Here is a 16,140-nt window from a genome sequence, read left to right on the forward strand (position 1 = left end):
GGGCCCGCTATCATCCACCGCCGCGCTGGGCGCGCGCGGGGGGGCCACCGCCGCGGGACGCGGCGCGCGACGGCGGCGGCTGGCGTCGCGCTGATCTGCGCGGCGCCAGCATCAACGTCAGCGGCGCCTTCGGTGGAACCGCCAAAACCGCGCCGCAAGGCCAGGTGAGTGGTTTCATCCGGGACCTCGACGTGCAGGCGCGGCAAGCGGCAACTCGTTGACGGCTTGTCATCGGCAGGCCTGCTCCGTACACTCGCGCGTAATTCCCGAACAGTGCCGCTTTTGCGTCGCTTCCCGCAGCCTTCACGCCGATTAGAGGAGACATCCCGCCATGGCCGATTCCTACTTCCCCCGCTGGCGCGTCCAGCCGCAAGCCATCGGGGGGCGCGTCGTCGGGCCCGACGAGCGGCTCGCCTGGCCGCAGATGCTCGCGATGGGTATCCAGCACGTCGTGGCGATGTTCGGTTCGACGGTGCTCGCACCGCTGCTGATGGGCTTCGATCCGAATCTCTGTATCTTCATGTCGGGCATCGGCACGCTGCTTTTCTTCGTGCTCGTGGGTGGGCGCGTGCCGAGCTACCTCGGTTCGAGCTTCGCGTTCATCGGCCTCGTGATCGCGGTGACCGGCTACGGCGGACACGGTCCGAACCTGAACATTCCCGTGGCGCTCGGCGGGATCATCGCGTGTGGCGTCGTGTACGCGATCATCGGCTTGATCGTGTCGGCGATCGGCACGAAATGGATCGAGACGCTGATGCCGCCCGTCGTTACCGGCGCGATTGTCGCGGTGATCGGGCTGAATCTCGCGCCGATCGCGGTGAAGGGCGTGAGCGCGAACGCGTTCGATGCATGGATGGCGCTCGTGACGGTGCTGTGCGTCGGCGCGGTCGCCGTGTTCGCGCGCGGCATGCTGCAGCGTCTGCTGATTCTCGTTGGCCTGCTGATCGCGTATGTGATCTATGCGATCGTCACGAACGGTCTGGGCATGGGCAAGCCGATCGACTTCGCGGTCGTTGCGAACGCCGCGTGGTTCGGCATGCCGCACTTCACGGCACCCGTCTTCAGCCTGCAGGCGATGACACTGCTCGCGCCGGTCGCCGTGATTCTCGTCGCGGAAAACCTCGGACACATCAAGGCAGTGAGCGCGATGACCGGTCAGAACCTCGACCGTTACATCGGCCGCGCGTTTATCGGCGACGGCCTCGCCACCACCGTGTCGGGATTCGCCGGCGGCACGGGTGTCACGACGTACGCCGAAAATATCGGCGTGATGGCCGTCACGAAGATCTATTCGACGCTCGTGTTCGTGATCGCCGCACTGATCGCGCTCGTGCTCGGGTTTTCGCCGAAGTTCGGTGCGGTCATCCAGACGATTCCAGGTCCGGTGCTGGGCGGTGTGTCGATCGTCGTGTTCGGACTGATCGCGGTGACCGGCGCGCGTATCTGGGTCGTCAACAAGGTCGACTTCTCCGATAACCGCAATCTGATCGTCGCGGCCGTCACGCTCGTGCTCGGCGCGGGCGACTTCACGCTGAAACTCGGCGGCTTCGGGCTGGGCGGGATCGGCACGGCGACGTTCGGCGCGATCATCCTGTACGCGCTGCTGCGTCGCAAGCCGGCACAGCAGCCGGTCGTTTAAGCGAAAGCAACAACAGCCGCCCGCCGCGCCCCGGTTCAACCCGCGACGCGCGCGGCGTTCACCGCCCCCGATTGCCCGTCATCCGCGCATGCGGCCGCGCGTCGTCAGCGCGGTTTCCGACAGGTCGATCTCGCGCATCAGCCGCGTCAGGGTTTCGTCGTTGATCTTCTGGGCGTTGCGCAGCGCGACCAGCGTCGCGCGCTCGGCATGAATCGCGGCGAGCCGCATCCGCAATTCCAGCGCTTCCGCCTGTCGCGCCATTTCGCGCGGCGTGCCTTCCTCGCCGAGCGTCGCGAGCCTTCGCCGGTAAATGTCCATCACGCGTGCCGTCACGTCCGCGGCCGAGGCCGACTCCGATTCGTCGAGACCGGCGTTCACCGGGTCATGCATATCGTCGACGGCGCGGATCGCCGCTTGCGCCGCCTGCGCCCGCGCGAGCTTTTCCTCGGCTTCGTGCGGATCGCGACGGTTGCCGTGCGTAATCAACGGCAGCACGATCACCGCCACCAGCAACGACGCCAGTATCACGCCCGATGCGATGAAGATCGCCAGATCGCGCCCCGCCAGCGTGACCGGCAGCGACAGCACGCCCGCCAGCGTGACGGCGCCGCGCACGCCTGCGATCGTCGTCACCGCGACCATCCGGACGCCCGGCACGGCGTTCGTGACGCCCTTGCGTTTGGCGCCGCGGCTTGCGACGAGCCGCAGTATCCACACCCACACGTAGCGCAGCACATACAGCACGAGTAGCACGGCCGCGACGTAACCGATCAGCCGCAGCGCCTGCGCGTCACTCGTGTGATGGGCGTCGAGCAGCGCATCGCCGAGGATGTGGGGAAACTGCAGCCCGAGCAGAATGAACACCATCCCGTTGAAGACGAACTCGATCATCGTCCACGTGCTCGCCGCACGCATGCGCGACGAGACCGGCCCGACGTGCGTGATGCTGGTGTAGTTCATCATCATCCCGGCCGCGACGGCCGCCAGAATGCCCGACCAGCCGAAGTGCTCGGCGAACAGATATGACGCGAACGGAATCAGTAGCGTCATCACGACGCCCGGCGCCGGGTCGCCTTCCTCGGTCATGTTCAGAAAGCGCGACGAGACGAAACTGAAGACCCAGCCGACCGCGGCGCCCGTCGCCAGTCCGCCGGCGGCGATGATCACGAAGCTGAGCGACGCCGCGCGCAGCGAGAACACGCCGGTCAGCGCCGCCGCGATCGCGAACTTGAGTGCGACCAGGCCCGACGCATCGTTCATCAGCGCCTCGCCTTCGAGGATATGCATCAGTTGCGGCGCGATTCTTCCCTTGCCGGCGATGCCGGTCAGCGCGACGGCGTCGGTCGGCGACAGCACGGCGGCAAGCGCGAACGCGACAGGCAGCGGAATCGCCGGCACGAGCGCATGTACGAAGTAGCCGACCGCGACCACCGTCATGAACACGAGCCCGAGCGCGAGCATCAGGATGGAGCGCCGCTGCATGAAGAATTCGCGCTTCGGAATTCGCCAGCCGTCCGCGAAGAGCAGCGGCGGAATGAATAGCACCATGAAGATGTCGGGATCGAACGTGACGTGCAGGCCGAACGTCGGCCACGCGAGCAGTGCGCCGATCGCGATCTGGATCAGGGGGAGCGGCAGCCTGACTGGCAGCAGACGGATCGCGAGACCCGAAACAGCCACGGCGAGAAGCAGGATCAGAACAGTAAAAACGATTTCCATCAGACTCGGACAACGGAGGTGGGAAGGTGACTTCGGTGCGCGGCGGCAACTTTTCGCGGTACGGGAACATCAGCCCGGAGTGTAGCCCGGCGCTTACTAAACTGTCGTCCGGCGCATATTTTGGCTGGTTCGGCTAATCCTGATGCACCGTCGCGGTGCAATGGGCGCCCCTGCTCGACGCACGAAGCTTACGGTCGCTGCAAGCTGGCGCGCGAATTAGCGCGATACGTGCGCCAGCGTGCGCACGGAGCTTGCTTATGAAGTGGCCATGACGCACATTTTGAGAATGGGACCAGGCCCGGTCGTTCCCCGGCAGGATCGTTCCATTCGCGCGTGAGAGGATTGCATGAGCATTGCGCAGCAGGACACTACAGCGGTCGCGCCGCACGGCTTCGAGGTCAGTTTTACCTCGGGGCGTGAGCGGTATTCGACGCACCACGGGGATCTGGAACTGACCAGCGTCTTCCAGCCGGTTTTCAGTCTGTCGCACATGCGCGCGGTCGGCTACGAGGGACTGCTGCGCGCGCACGATTCACTCGACCGGCCCGTTTCGCCGCTCGACGTATTCGGCCAGGCTGCCCGCATCGGCGATGTGCTGCAGGTCGACCGGCTTGCGCAGTCGCTGCATCTGGAGAACTTCAAGGCGCTGGACGCCGGGTGCGAATGGCTGTTCCTGAACGTGCATCCGGGTGCGCTGACGGACCCGTATCATGCCGCCGCGCTGCTTGCGAATCTGCGGCGTCTCGATCTGCCGCCGCGCCGCGTCGTGCTCGAAGTGCTCGAGCAGCGCGCCGACGATCTCGAACGGCTGGCGGACGCGGTCCGCCAGTTCCGCGAGCGCGGGTTTCTGATCGCGCTCGACGATTTCGGCGCGGGCCACTCGAACATCGAGCGCGTCTGGCAACTGAATCCCGATATCGTCAAGCTCGACCGCTCGTTGCTGGCGCCAGGCCCGATCCGGCCGCAAGGCTCGTCGATACTGCCGGGTCTGGTGTCGTTGCTGCACGAGGCGGGCAAGCTCGTGCTGGTCGAAGGCATCGAGACGGAAAGCGAAGCGCTGATGGCGCTCGCTTGCGACGCCGATTTCGTCCAGGGCTTTTACTTCGGCCGGCCGAGCGCGGTGCTCGCCGATGCGTGCGCGAGCACCGCGGTGATCGCCGGTTTGACGGAACGCAATCGCAGGCTCACCGAAATGCGCGAGAAGCGCGACGCGTCGCGACTCGCGCCGTATGTGCGGGCGTTCGAGCGCGCCGCCGAGCGGCTTGCCGCAGGCGAGGCGCTCGACGAAGTCTGCTGGAATTTTCTGTCGCTCGACGATGCGGCGCGCTGTTTCCTGCTCGACGACAACGGCCGTCAGTCGGAGCGCAACGTCGTGCTGCGCGCGGACCGCGCGGTGCAGATGTCGCGCTTTCTGCCACTGTCGGACGCGAAGGGGGCGAGCTGGTTGCGCAGGCCGTATTTTCGCGCGGCGATTCGTGAACCGCAGCGCGTGCAGGTGACGCAGCCGTATCTGTCGATCAACGAGGCGACGTTGTGCGTGACGCTTTCGATTGCCACGCGCATCGGCGAACGCACGGCGGTGCTGTGCGGCGATATCGACTGGCATCCCGAGAGCGAAGAAGCGGCCTCCACGCACGCGATGATCTAGAACCGGTACGCCGCATCGCAACGCGGCGTACCGCACTTCACTTACTTACTTCGCCACCACCACCGGAATGCCGCTCAATGCGCTGCCGCCGCGCACGCTGGCGATCGCTTCCTGCACGACGGCGGACGTTGCCGGTTCAATGTTCAGAGGCCGTGCAAGCGAGCGCTCACGCGCCTTTGCCGCGACGAGGCTGTTCAGCTTCACCGGACCGTAGCCGCGCACGCGCTGCATGACCTGCGCGAACTCGATCGCGCTTTCCGTCGTTGCGGGCGTGAGCGCGCCCAGCAGTGTGTCGATCGTCGTTTCGTAATCGTCGGCGAGTGCGCGTTCCATGCGGCGCTCCAGCGAGTGGCCGAACGGATCGAGCACCGTGCCGCGCAATGCGCGGATCTTCGCGAGACCGCCGAGCACCGGCCACATCCACTGACCGACCTTCACCTTCTTCGGACGCGCGCCATGCTCCGCGCGCGCGAGCGTCGGCGGCGCCATGTTGAAGCCGATCCGGAAGTCGCGGCCCGCGGTGCCTTCGAATTGCGCTTCGACGGCACGGCGGAAGCTGTCGTCCGAATAGAGGCGCGCGACTTCGTATTCGTCTTTCACGGCGAGCAGCTTGTAGAACGTCGTCGCGACCGCGCGAGTGAGCGGCTCGCTTGCTCCGCGCGCGCGCGTGCGCTGCCGTTCGGCCTGGCGAACCCGGTCGACGAGCGTGCGGAAGCGCTTCACATACGCCGCGCCGCCGTACGCGGCGAGACGTGTTTCGCGATCGGCGATCACGGCATCGACGTCGAGCGCTGCGTCGCTGGCGACGGCGAAGGGCAACGCGACTGCATCGGCGCGGGTCTGTAGCAGCGTATCGAGTGCGGCTGGATCGTCGGCGGCGATGCGGCCGATCGCGAACGCCAGCTTGTTCGCTTCGATCGCGACGTTGTTCAGTTCGATCGCGCGCATCAGCGCCGCGAACGAGACCGGCACGAGGCCGAGCTGCCACGCGAAGCCGAGCATCAGGATGTTCGCGCCAATCGTGTCGCCGAGGAAACGGCCCGCCAGCAACTGCGCATCGCACATCGACAGGTATTCCTCCACTCCCGGAGAGGCTTCCTTCGAGGCGCCCGCCGCGTGACGCATCTTGTCGATGAGCGCATCGGTGTGCAGGTTCGCGTCCGGGTTCTGCACGAACGTGGCGTTCGGAATCGCGTGCGTGTTCACGACGATGCGCGTGCGGCCGTGGCGCACTGTCTGCAGCGCATCGCTGCTGGCGCCGACGACCATGTCGCACGCGAGCAGCACGTCGGCTTGCTGCGTATCGATGCGCACCTGGTTCAGCCATTCGTCGCGTGCCGCGAAGCGCACGAACGACAGCACCGCGCCGCCCTTCTGCGCGAAGCCCATGAAGTCGAGCACCGACGCGCTCTTGCCTTCCAGATGCGCGGCCATGCTGATCAGCGCGCCGACCGTCACGACGCCCGTACCGCCGACACCCGTCACGAGGATGTCGTACGGCGCGGCGTCGAGGTGCGTCGCGGGTATCGGCAGCGCGTCGACGCGCCTGGCGAGCGCGGCCGGATCGAACGCGTTACCCGCGGCCTTTTTCAGCTTGCCGCCAACGACCGTGACAAAGCTTGGGCAAAAGCCGTTCACGCACGAATAGTCCTTGTTGCACGACGACTGGTCGATGCGGCGCTTGCGGCCGAGCGTCGTTTCGAGCGGTTCGACCGACAGGCAGTTCGACTGCACGCCGCAATCGCCGCAGCCTTCGCAGACGGCTTCGTTGATGAACAAACGCTTGTCCGGATCGGGAAACTCACCTTTCTTGCGACGGCGACGTTTCTCGGCGGCGCATGTCTGGTCGTAGATCAGCACGGTCACGCCGTCGATGTCGCGCAGCGCGCGCTGCACCGTGTCGAGTTCGTCGCGGTGATGAAACGTCGTGCCGGACGGAAAGAGGTTGTGCTGGCCGTCGTACTTTTCCGGCTCATCGCTGACCACGACGAAGCGCGATACGCCTTCCGCCTCCACCTGACGCGCGATCTGCGGCACGGAGATGCTGCCGTCGACCGGCTGGCCGCCCGTCATCGCGACGGCGTCGTTATAGAGAATCTTGTACGTGATGTTGGTCTTCGCCGCGACCGCCTGGCGGATCGCGAGAATGCCCGAGTGAAAGTACGTGCCGTCGCCGAGGTTCTGGAACACGTGGCGCGTTTTCGTGAACATCGAATGCGATGCCCAGTCGACGCCTTCACCGCCCATCTGGATGAGGCCGGTCGTGTCGCGCTCCATCCACGAAGCCATGAAGTGGCAGCCGATGCCCGCCTGCGCGATCGAGCCTTCGGGCACCTTCGTCGACGTGTTGTGCGGGCAGCCCGAGCAGAAGTACGGCGTGCGCTTCACGGCATCGGCGGCGTTCGACAGTATTTGCGGCGCGACCAGATCGACGACGCGTTCGCGCCGGTCGAGCGCGGGCTTGTGCCGCGCGAGCCAGTTCGCGAACACCGGGAGGATGCGCGACGGGCGCAGCTCGCCAAGCGCGGAAAGCAGCATCGAGCCATCTTCGGCGTATTTGCCGAGGATCGCCGGGCGCGCGCCTTCGCGGCGGTTGTAGAGATAGTCCTTGATCTGCTGCTCGATGACGGGACCCTTCTCCTCGATCACGAGCACGTTCGACAGCCCTTCGACGAACGTATCGATGCGACCCATTTCCAGCGGAAACGACAGGCCGACCTTGTAGATCCGCACGCCGGCTGCTTCGAGATCGGCAACGGTGAGATCGAGCCGGCGCAGCGCTTCCATCAGGTCCAGATGCGCCTTGCCGCACGTGATGATGCCGACGTTCGCATGCGGGCTCGGCGCGATCCATTTATCGATGCTGTTCGTGCGCGCGAAGTGGCGCACGGCGTCGAGCTTCGCTTCCAGCCGCGCTTCGATCGACAGACTCGGCAGATCGGGCCAGCGGTTATGCAGGCCATCGGCGGGCGCGACGAAATCAGCCGGCGGAATCCATTCGGTTTGCAGCGCGTCGAGATCGACGGTCGAGCCGGATTCGACCGTCTCGGAAATCGCCTTGAAGCCGACCCACGCACCGGAAAAGCGCGACAGCGCCCAGCCGTACAGGCCGAATTCCAGCATGTCCGCGATGTTCGACGGGTTCACGACCGGCATGTGCCACGACATCATCGCGAAGTCGCTCTGGTGCGGCATCGACGACGACACGCAACCGTGATCGTCCCCCGCCACGACGAGCACGCCGCCATGCCGCGACGAGCCGTACGCGTTGCCGTGCTTGAGCGCATCGCCGGCCCGGTCGACGCCCGGACCCTTGCCATACCAGATCGCGAACACGCCTTCGACGGTGCGCTCCGGATCCGATTCCACCCGCTGCGTGCCGAGCACGGCGGTGCCGCCGAGTTCCTCGTTGATCGCCGGCAAAAAGCGGATGTCGCTGGCGTCGAGCAGTTTCTGCGCCTTCCACAACTGCTGGTCGACCATCCCGAGCGGCGAGCCGCGATAGCCGCTGACGAAGCCGGCTGTGTTCAGTCCGTTTGCCTTGTCCAGCGCGCGCTGCATCAGCGGCAGGCGCACGATCGCCTGCGTGCCGGTCAGGAAGATGCGGCCGCGCGTGGCAGTCAGATTGTCGGAAAGACGGTAATCGGCGAGGGCGGGCGTGCCGTCGACAGGCAGTCGTGCGGTCATTGGGGGGAGTCTCCTTGTTATCGCTTCGCTGGAACGGAAAAGACAGCGCAACGCCGTCGCAGCGAAAGAGACTCTATTTTTTATCGCCGATTGGAGTGTTTTTTTACTAACTGGGGGCGGCGGGTATGTATTCGCGCGAGCCCTTGGGCGATTTCTAGCCCTTTTGAGTGAGTTCTACCGGCGTCACCCCGGCGCGCCGCTCAGTGCGGCCGCGTTTTCGGTACGGGCGCGTCGGCGGCGGGCTGCGTTTTCACCGTTGCCGGTTCTTCAAACGGAATGACGGAGTCGTAGAACGCGTAGTCGATGTGCGTTACGCCGTCCTGTTCGAAGAGTACGTCCGCGTAGCGGTGGCGCCAGCGGATATTCTGGTGCAGCCACGTGTGGCGCGCCTGCATGGTCTGCGAGGTCGTTTCGTCGGAGCCTTCGATGGTGAGGAGGAGCGAGGCATCGCATGCCGCGAGGCTCGCCGGCGTTTCGCCGAAGAGCGGGCTGTTTTCGTCGATGACATGCATCATGTTCCAGCCGAGCAGAAACATCGGATGCTGATCGCGCATCAGTTTCATGTCGTGAATCTTGAGCATCGAGAGACCTTCGAACGTGGTTTCGCGGCGCATCAGACGCAATCGCGCGCGTGCTTCGGAGATCACGTTCTGACGCGCGTTGGCGGCGCGCACCATCAGCGTCTCCAGGCCGTCGACCGGATGAACCACCGCGTAGCGCGCGAACATGATCTTCGCGCGCGGCCGCGAGAAGCGCGCGAAGATCAGCCCGGTCGCGAGCGCGATGCCCGACATCCCGACGAAGATTTCCAGCGTGGCGATGCTGTGCGCGTAGACCGTTTGCGGATGCATGTCGCCGTAGCCGACGGTCGCGAGCGTTTCGACGCTAAAGAAGAACGCGCCGGCGAAGCCCGCCGGCGCCTGGTTGGCGATTGACGCATGCCCGAGCATGTAGAGCGACGCGAACGCGGTATTGAGCAGCAGGAACAGCGCGGCGAGCGACACGAAAAATATCGGCCACGTGACCATCAGCGCGCGGTGGTAGAGATCCTTCCAGACCGGCAGCGGCAGGCCGTGCGCGATCACGATGCGCTGGCCGTTGCGTATCCTGCGCCCCGGACGGCCGCGCAGGTCGCGCGCGGGCGGCACGGAACCGTCTTGCGAAGCGGGAGACGTGGCGCGTTCTGACGGGTCGTGAGGCATCGCGTTGCGGCGGCTGTGGAAACGTGCAAAGCGTAGCACGCAAGGGCGCCTCGCCGCGCGGTGGCGGCACGTGTCTTTCGACGCAACGCGCGCGCAGTGGCTGTGAGCGCGGTTACGTGACCCCGGGTCTGCCGGATACGGTCACGCATGTGCGCTGCAGGAAAACGCGCTTACGGGAACGAACGTGGTTTGGGAATGCCCGCGCCGTGCTCGATATCGGCGACGGCCTGACGATGCGCGGATTCGACCGCTTCGCCGGGTTCGCCGAAACCCGCGTCGCCGCCCACCGTGGTCCACGGCTGGACAGGCTTGTCGCGATGACGGATTTCGTATTCCGCGTCCCATCGCGCGCCCTGCAGTTCGAGCGGGCGTACATGGATCGCGTACACACCGTAGAGGAAGAGCTGTTCAGCCATCTTCGCCTCCAGCCGGTTCGTCCGGAAATGGCGTCAGCGGCAGGGAGGCCGCGGCGCCGGGGCTACATAGACCATGTGACTTTTTGCGGCGTCCAGAGTTCGCGCGGCTAGAGTTCAAGTTCGCCGAGGATGCGGTGGGCGAGCGCCTTGGCCTCCTCGAGCGCCTCTTCGGGCGTCGCTGACGTGGCATCGACTTCGTAGACGGTGTTCTCCTGCTCGTCGCCGTCGTCGCGCGCGAGGGAGACGACGCCCTGATACTGGTCGCGTTTCAGCTCACGAACGGTTGCGATCGCCGTGTAGATACCCTTGGTGTAGGTGAGCTCGGCCATGATGCAACTCCGGCAAGTGGGAGATTCCATCGTAGCACGCAGATCGCAGCCTTACCGGCGCGTAACCATGCGCGCACCGGGACGCGCGTGATCTGTCGCCGGTGCGGTTCTTCCTATTCTTTCAGCAACGCGACGACTTCGTCGAGCGTCGGCGAATGCGCGCCGGAATGCCGGCATGCCGCGGCGCCCGCCGCCAGCGAAAACGCCAGATGTTCGGGCCACGTGCGCCTCGGCGCGGTCATCAGGCTGAACAGCAGGCCGCCGATCGACGCATCGCCGGCACCGACGGTGTCGGCCACTTCGACACGCGGCGGCTGGTCTTCATACACCGCATCGCCGACGAGGAGCGTCGACGTTTCCGGCCCACGCGTGACGAGCACCGTCGCTGACGGATTCAGCGCGCGCAGCTGCGCGAGCGCGGCGGCTTCGTCATCCGTTTTGAACAGCAGACGCAGGTCTTCGTCGGAGACCTTGATCAGGTCGGCGAGCGCGGACATCTTGCGCAGGATCGGCTCGTAGCCGTGTTCCATCAGGTTGCGGTAGTTCGGGTCGTAGCTGATCTTCACGCCGCGCGCGCGCAGGTCGGCGGCGAGCGTCGCGAGTGTGTCGCCAAGCGGCTGGCGCACGAGGCTGATGCAGCCGAAGTGCGCCCACTTCACCTGCTCCATCCAGCCCTGCGGCAGCAGCGACGGATCGAACGCGAGATCGGCGCTGTTGTCGCCCATGAAGAAGTAGGTCGGCGGATGCGTCTCGTGGACGATCGCCAGCAGCGGCGAGCGGTCGAAGCGCTGCATGAAGCGCATGTCGAGGTCGGCCGCGACGCTCGCGTTCCAGATCGCGTCGGAGAAGCAGTCGTTGCCGAGCGCGCCCACCGAGGCCGTGCGCAGCCCGAGCCGCGCGACGGCGCGCGCGACGTTCCAGCCGGCGCCGCCTGGCACGGAGAGCCAGCGCGAGTCGTCGGTGCGGACCATGTCGGTCAGGATGTCGCCGGCGGAAACGAAGAGGGGAAATTCGGTGCTCGTTGTCATGGTGGTCACCGTGCGGATTCGACAGGCGCGTCGGCCAGTGCGTGCGTCAGCACTTCGTAACACGCGCCCATCGTGTGATAGTCGGTCTTGCCGGCCGGGCTCTTTTCGTCGCTGTACTTGCGGTTGTCGCACGTGAGAATGCGATACCACGCACCATGACGATGGTCGACGAAGTATGCCCAGCTGTAACGCCAGACTTCGTCATACCAGTCCCAGAAGCGCTCGTTGCCCGTGCGTTTGCCGAGCAGCGCCGCCGTCGCGAAGGTTTCGGCCTGCACCCAGAAGTACTTGTCATGATCGCAGACTGTACGGTCCGGGCCGAAGCCGTAGTACAGGCCGCCGTGGTTTTCGTCCCATGCGTGCGTCATCGCGGCGTCGAAGAGTTCGATGGCGCGCGGCAGCAGCCACGGCAGCGGACGATGACGTTCGAGAATCAGCAGCAGCTTCGCCCATTCTGTCTGGTGGCCCGGCTGGAAACCCCACGGACGGAAGATGTTCGAGCTGTCTTCCTCGTTGTAATGCCAGTCCACCGACCAGTCCGCGTGGAAATGTTCCCACACCAGACCTTGCGACAGCTTTGCCTGCCGCAGCGTGATATTCGACGCGACGCGCTCCGCCCGGTCGAGATACACGAGATGTCCGGTCGCTTCGTACGCGGTCAGGAGCGCCTCGGTAGTGTGCATGTTCGCGTTCTGGCCGCGATAGCTCGATACGTGCCAGTCGGCCGATGCTTCGTCAGCGTAAAGACCGGCGGCGGCGTCCCAGAAGCGGTGTTCCATCAGTTCGAAGGTCGCGGCGATCATCGGCTTCGCTTCCTCGATGCCCGCCATCGCCGCATGCGAATACGCGAGCAGCACGAACGCGAGGCCATAGCAGTGGCGCGTCGAATCGAGCACGCGCTTGTGGCCGTCGCGCCATTCGAGCTCCCAGTCGTAGCCTTCGTGCTGGGCGTCCCAGTGCGCGTCGCGCAGAAAACGCATGCCGTGGCGTGCGTATTCCAGATGCTGCGGGTCGCCGAACTGGCGGTATGCCATCGCGTAGTTGAAGACGTAGCGGCAGCTGCTTACCAGGTGGCGCGTGGTTTTGTCGTAGATCGAACCGTCGTCGCGGAAGAAGTGGAAGAAGCCGCCACCTGGATCGAGCACGTTCGGCGCGTAGAAGCGCAGCGTGTCCTTGATGTGCGAAAGCAGGAATTCCGGTTCGCGGAAGCTGGCGACGGGCGGCACGGGCACCGGGGCTTCGGCGTGAGGGTTGGCGTGATTCAGGTCGGGTTGCGTCATGGCTTTTTCACCGAAGTGCTGGCACGGGCGATGAGTTGAACAGGCAGGCGGACTTCCGTTTCGGCTGGCGCGTCTTCGAGCAGCAGCTCGACGCCGCGCCGGCCGAGCGCTTCCTTGTCGACGGCGATCGTTGACAGTGGCGGCGTGGCATGTGCCGCGGCGGGAATATCGTCGAAACCGATGATGGCGATGTCTTCCGGCACGCGCAGGCCGCGCGCCAGACAGACGCGCATCGCGGCGAGCGCGGCGGCGTCGTTGTAGGCGAATACGGCGTCGACGCGCGGGCCCGGTGCGTCGAGCAGACGCGCCATCGCCTGCGCGGCGCCGGTGTCGGGATCGAGGCCGGCGTCCATCGCGACTTCCAGCGACGGGTCGAACAGCAGCCCCGCCTCGAAGAACGCGCGACGGTAGCCGAGCGCGCGCTGCGCGATGCTGAAATGCGCGAGCGAGCCGCCGATGAACGCGATGCGTGTGCGTTTCTGCGCGAACAGATGCCGCATCGCGAGTGCCGCACCTTCGGCGTTGTCGAGATTCACCGAACGCAGGCCGGGTGCCCACAGATCGATCAGCACGAGCGGCCGCTGCATCGCGACGAGCGTGGCAAGCGTCTCCGGTTCGACAAACCCGGCGACGGCGACCGCGTCCGGCGAATGGACACGCATCTGCTGGATCACGTCCTCGGTCGGGCCGGCCGTCAGCAGCGACGGCACGATGCCGCGCTCGCGGCACGCGTCCTCGACACCGTGCAGCACGTGCGAAAAGAACGGGCTGACGGTGAAGTTGTTGTGCTGGCGATGCAGCAGGAACGTGAGCCGGCGGATACGCGGACGCAGTTGCGCGGCGTCGTAGCCGAGCTGTCGCGCGGCCTCGACGACACGCAGACGCGTGGCATCGGAGAGACCGGGCTGATTCTTCAGCGCGCGTGAGACAGTGCCGATCGACACGCTGGCAGCGCGCGCGACGTCACGGATGGTAGTCCCCATGTACGTATGGCTGGCCGGGAAGGCCGCTGGTTTCGAGTCCGGAGATTGTATAGTAAAACGGACTCAGGAAAACCCGTTCGTCACGGTGTTAACCCGTGTAAAGCACTGTATTTAATGGCTGATATCAAGCTTTTATGTGTTTAGTAAAATCAACTAAACGAGCTGTTGCAGTGCATTTTCGACGGGCGTGTGCAGGCGGGCGCATCCCCACGATGCCGGGTTGTCGTGTCAGTCTGATGTGATATCCGGGTCGGACGGCAGCGCGTTCGTGGCGCTTGCCGTGGGTGCGTGCGGGTAGCTTCGGGTGGCCCTGGCCGTTCAGCTGCCGCTCATGCTGGCGATTCGATGCGCCCGCGCAGCAGCGCCTCGCTCTCGGCGCTGTCGATCAGCACGAAACCCGAAGGCTCCTGTTTCGCCCGACGCTTCGCCAGTGCCGCAACCGAGGCGATCTCCTCGCTCGTATAGAGCGCGGCATCGCTGTCCGGTTTCACGCGCACGCTGCCGATCGCCATCGTCACGAAGCTGAAGAACGTCGGATTGCCGCGCCGGTCTTCGCCGTGGATGCCGCCCGCCAGCCGGTCGGCCGGTGCGTAGAAACGCTGCGCGCCTTCGTTGAAGGCGTGGATCGCGTCCATCGCGCGTTCGAGCCAGTCTTCGCTCTGGAACAGGATCAGGAAATCGTCGCCGCCGACGTGCCCGAGAAAATCGCGCGTCGGGTCGCAGACGTCGGCGAGCACGGCGGCCGCGAACTTCAGCACTTCGTCGCCCTGCCAGTAGCCGTATTCGTCGTTGAACGGCTTGAAGTGGTTCAGGTCGACGTAGCACGCGCAGAACGCGGCGTTGTTGTTGAGGAGCCGCCCGATGTGCGAGCTGATCGGAATGTTGCCCGGCAGGAACGTCAGCGGATTCGCGTAGCGCGCCGCCTCGATGCGCACTTCCGTGACCGCGCGCACGAGTTTCTCGCCGGTGCCGAGGCCGGCATATCTGCCGTTATCGGTAATGACGAAGCCGTCGGCCAGATACCGCTGGTCGTCGCTCGCGAGCAGTTTCGCCATCTGCTCGACGGTCATCGATTTTTCGATGACGAAGGGCGACGCGTTCGCGAACAGCAGGCACGGGCGCTTGCCGAACAGTTCGCGGTGATACGGCAGCGCGTAGCGGTCCATGAATGCGCGGCGATTGATGAGCGCGACCGGCTCGTCGTTCTCGACGACGGCAAGGGCGTGCAGGTCCGGCAGGCGGTTGAAGAGATCGAGCACGTCGTTATTCGTCGCTTCGCGCGGCAGCGCGGGCGCATGCACCAGCATCCTGTCCGACGCCATGCCGCCCGACGGCGATGCGCTCACGGTACGTGTCGTCTCCGGGAACACCGCGATGTGATGCGCGCGGATGGCCTCGCGGGCGTCGTCGCTGACAAGGCGCGACGGCTGCGCGTGCGGACGTCCGAAGAAATACCCCTGCCCGCAACCGATCCCCATGTCGCGCACGACGATCAGGTCCGCTTCGTTCTCGATGCCCTCCGCGACGAGCCGCGCGCCGCTCGCGTTCGCGAAATGCTGCATCGCCTTGACGGCTTCGAACTTGAGCGGATCGCTCGCGATGTCGTGAATGAAGAAGCGGTCGATCTTCACGACGTCCGGTTGCAGGCGCACCCACAGGTTCATGCTCGCGTTCGCCGTGCCGTAGTCGTCGAGCGCGAACTGCGCGCCGGACGAACGCAGCGCCTGGATGATCGGCAGGAAGCTGCCGATGTCCGGAATCGCGCTTTGTTCTGTCAGTTCGATCACGATCCGGTTCGCCGCGACGCCCGACTGTCGCAGAAGCGAAAGCGTGCTTTCACGTGCGTCGGCGAGCGCGCGGATGGCGCCGGCGCTGAAGTTGAGAAACAGCTTGCCTTCGCATTCGAGGCGCGCGAATGCGTCGATGCATACGTGCGCGGCGGCGCGTTCGAGTGCGATCGCGCAGCCTTCGGCCGTCGCCTGCGCGAAGAGCGCGTGCGGCGCTTCCAGCGGCGAGCCGGACGGACCGCGGATCAGACCTTCGTAGCCGAGGATCGTCCCGTCGTCGAAATCGACGATGGGCTGGAACACCGCGGACAGATCGCGACGGGCAATCAGATCTTCGATGCCCGACGAGGGCTGGCCGAGGGGCGAGCGAACAGACATGAGCAGGGTTGCCGAAACGAGTGGACTGTCGGCTTAACGGCCGC

The 16,140-nt window shown here is 65.5% G+C and carries 12 protein-coding genes; 3 read left to right on the top strand and 9 right to left on the bottom strand.

Annotated features, from left to right (window positions below):
* The coding region (locus LPA34_RS09045; RefSeq protein WP_228977178.1) for a hypothetical protein at positions 1 to 221 on the top strand (221 nt) is incomplete at its 5' end.
* 110 nt (positions 222 to 331) lie between these two features.
* Complete coding sequence (locus tag LPA34_RS09050) at positions 332 to 1,639, top strand: solute carrier family 23 protein (RefSeq protein WP_228977181.1); 1,308 nt, start codon at positions 332 to 334, stop codon at positions 1,637 to 1,639.
* A 78-nt stretch (positions 1,640 to 1,717) separates the two neighbouring features.
* Here LPA34_RS09050 and LPA34_RS09055 read toward each other — a convergent pair whose 3' ends face one another.
* A complete protein-coding gene (locus LPA34_RS09055; protein WP_228977183.1) occupies positions 1,718 to 3,358 on the bottom strand; it encodes a Na+/H+ antiporter in 1,641 nt (546 codons plus the stop codon).
* 346 nt (positions 3,359 to 3,704) lie between these two features.
* Here LPA34_RS09055 and LPA34_RS09060 point away from each other — a divergent pair, with 346 nt between their 5' ends.
* A complete protein-coding gene (locus LPA34_RS09060) occupies positions 3,705 to 5,006 on the top strand; it encodes an EAL domain-containing protein (RefSeq protein ID WP_228977185.1) in 1,302 nt (433 codons plus the stop codon).
* 45 nt (positions 5,007 to 5,051) lie between these two features.
* On the opposite strand, the gene LPA34_RS09065 is transcribed toward LPA34_RS09060, so the two are convergent.
* The 8 genes from LPA34_RS09065 to LPA34_RS09100 form a co-directional block, all read right to left on the bottom strand.
* Positions 5,052 to 8,693: an indolepyruvate ferredoxin oxidoreductase family protein gene (locus LPA34_RS09065; protein WP_228977186.1), complete on the bottom strand. Its 3,642-nt coding sequence runs from the start codon at positions 8,691 to 8,693 to the stop codon at positions 5,052 to 5,054.
* Positions 8,694 to 8,893: 200 nt separating this feature from the next.
* Complete coding sequence (locus LPA34_RS09070; protein ID WP_411178893.1) at positions 8,894 to 9,895, bottom strand: ion channel; 1,002 nt, start codon at positions 9,893 to 9,895, stop codon at positions 8,894 to 8,896.
* Between the two features lie 170 nt (positions 9,896 to 10,065).
* A complete protein-coding gene (locus LPA34_RS09075) occupies positions 10,066 to 10,311 on the bottom strand; it encodes a hypothetical protein (protein ID WP_228977190.1) in 246 nt (81 codons plus the stop codon).
* A gap of 107 nt (positions 10,312 to 10,418) precedes the next feature.
* Positions 10,419 to 10,640 (bottom strand): hypothetical protein, encoded by a 222-nt coding sequence (locus tag LPA34_RS09080; protein ID WP_228977192.1) that lies wholly within the window; start codon positions 10,638 to 10,640, stop codon positions 10,419 to 10,421.
* A gap of 113 nt (positions 10,641 to 10,753) precedes the next feature.
* Positions 10,754 to 11,668: a carbohydrate kinase family protein gene (locus LPA34_RS09085; RefSeq protein ID WP_228977195.1), complete on the bottom strand. Its 915-nt coding sequence runs from the start codon at positions 11,666 to 11,668 to the stop codon at positions 10,754 to 10,756.
* Positions 11,669 to 11,673: 5 nt separating this feature from the next.
* Entirely contained in the window at positions 11,674 to 12,948 is a 1,275-nt protein-coding gene (locus tag LPA34_RS09090; protein ID WP_228977196.1) for an AGE family epimerase/isomerase, read from the bottom strand.
* Positions 12,945 to 13,931 carry a LacI family DNA-binding transcriptional regulator gene (locus tag LPA34_RS09095; RefSeq protein WP_228977197.1) on the bottom strand — a complete coding sequence of 329 codons (987 nt, stop codon included), beginning with the start codon at positions 13,929 to 13,931 and terminating at the stop codon, positions 12,945 to 12,947. The genes LPA34_RS09090 and LPA34_RS09095 overlap by 4 nt, the downstream gene beginning before the upstream one ends.
* Positions 13,932 to 14,260: 329 nt before the next feature.
* Positions 14,261 to 16,096 (bottom strand): EAL domain-containing protein, encoded by a 1,836-nt coding sequence (locus tag LPA34_RS09100; protein ID WP_228977198.1) that lies wholly within the window; start codon positions 16,094 to 16,096, stop codon positions 14,261 to 14,263.
* Positions 16,097 to 16,140 lie beyond the last annotated feature (44 nt).

The sequence above is a fragment of the Paraburkholderia gardini genome, assembly GCF_907164575.1.
Classification (GTDB): domain Bacteria; phylum Pseudomonadota; class Gammaproteobacteria; order Burkholderiales; family Burkholderiaceae; genus Paraburkholderia; species Paraburkholderia gardini.

Bases quoted from the DNA above. Each gene is read 5' to 3' on its own strand.
- LPA34_RS09050 (WP_228977181.1), top strand. From the start codon at position 332: ATGGCCGATTCCTACTTCCCCCGCTGGCGCGTCCAGCCGCAAGCCATC.
- LPA34_RS09055 (WP_228977183.1), bottom strand. From the start codon at position 3,358: ATGGAAATCGTTTTTACTGTTCTGATCCTGCTTCTCGCCGTGGCTGTT.
- LPA34_RS09060 (WP_228977185.1), top strand. From the start codon at position 3,705: ATGAGCATTGCGCAGCAGGACACTACAGCGGTCGCGCCGCACGGCTTC.
- LPA34_RS09065 (WP_228977186.1), bottom strand. From the start codon at position 8,693: ATGACCGCACGACTGCCTGTCGACGGCACGCCCGCCCTCGCCGATTAC.
- LPA34_RS09070 (WP_411178893.1), bottom strand. From the start codon at position 9,895: ATGCCTCACGACCCGTCAGAACGCGCCACGTCTCCCGCTTCGCAAGAC.
- LPA34_RS09075 (WP_228977190.1), bottom strand. From the start codon at position 10,311: ATGGCTGAACAGCTCTTCCTCTACGGTGTGTACGCGATCCATGTACGC.
- LPA34_RS09080 (WP_228977192.1), bottom strand. From the start codon at position 10,640: ATGGCCGAGCTCACCTACACCAAGGGTATCTACACGGCGATCGCAACC.
- LPA34_RS09085 (WP_228977195.1), bottom strand. From the start codon at position 11,668: ATGACAACGAGCACCGAATTTCCCCTCTTCGTTTCCGCCGGCGACATC.
- LPA34_RS09090 (WP_228977196.1), bottom strand. From the start codon at position 12,948: ATGACGCAACCCGACCTGAATCACGCCAACCCTCACGCCGAAGCCCCG.
- LPA34_RS09095 (WP_228977197.1), bottom strand. From the start codon at position 13,931: ATGGGGACTACCATCCGTGACGTCGCGCGCGCTGCCAGCGTGTCGATC.
- LPA34_RS09100 (WP_228977198.1), bottom strand. From the start codon at position 16,096: ATGTCTGTTCGCTCGCCCCTCGGCCAGCCCTCGTCGGGCATCGAAGAT.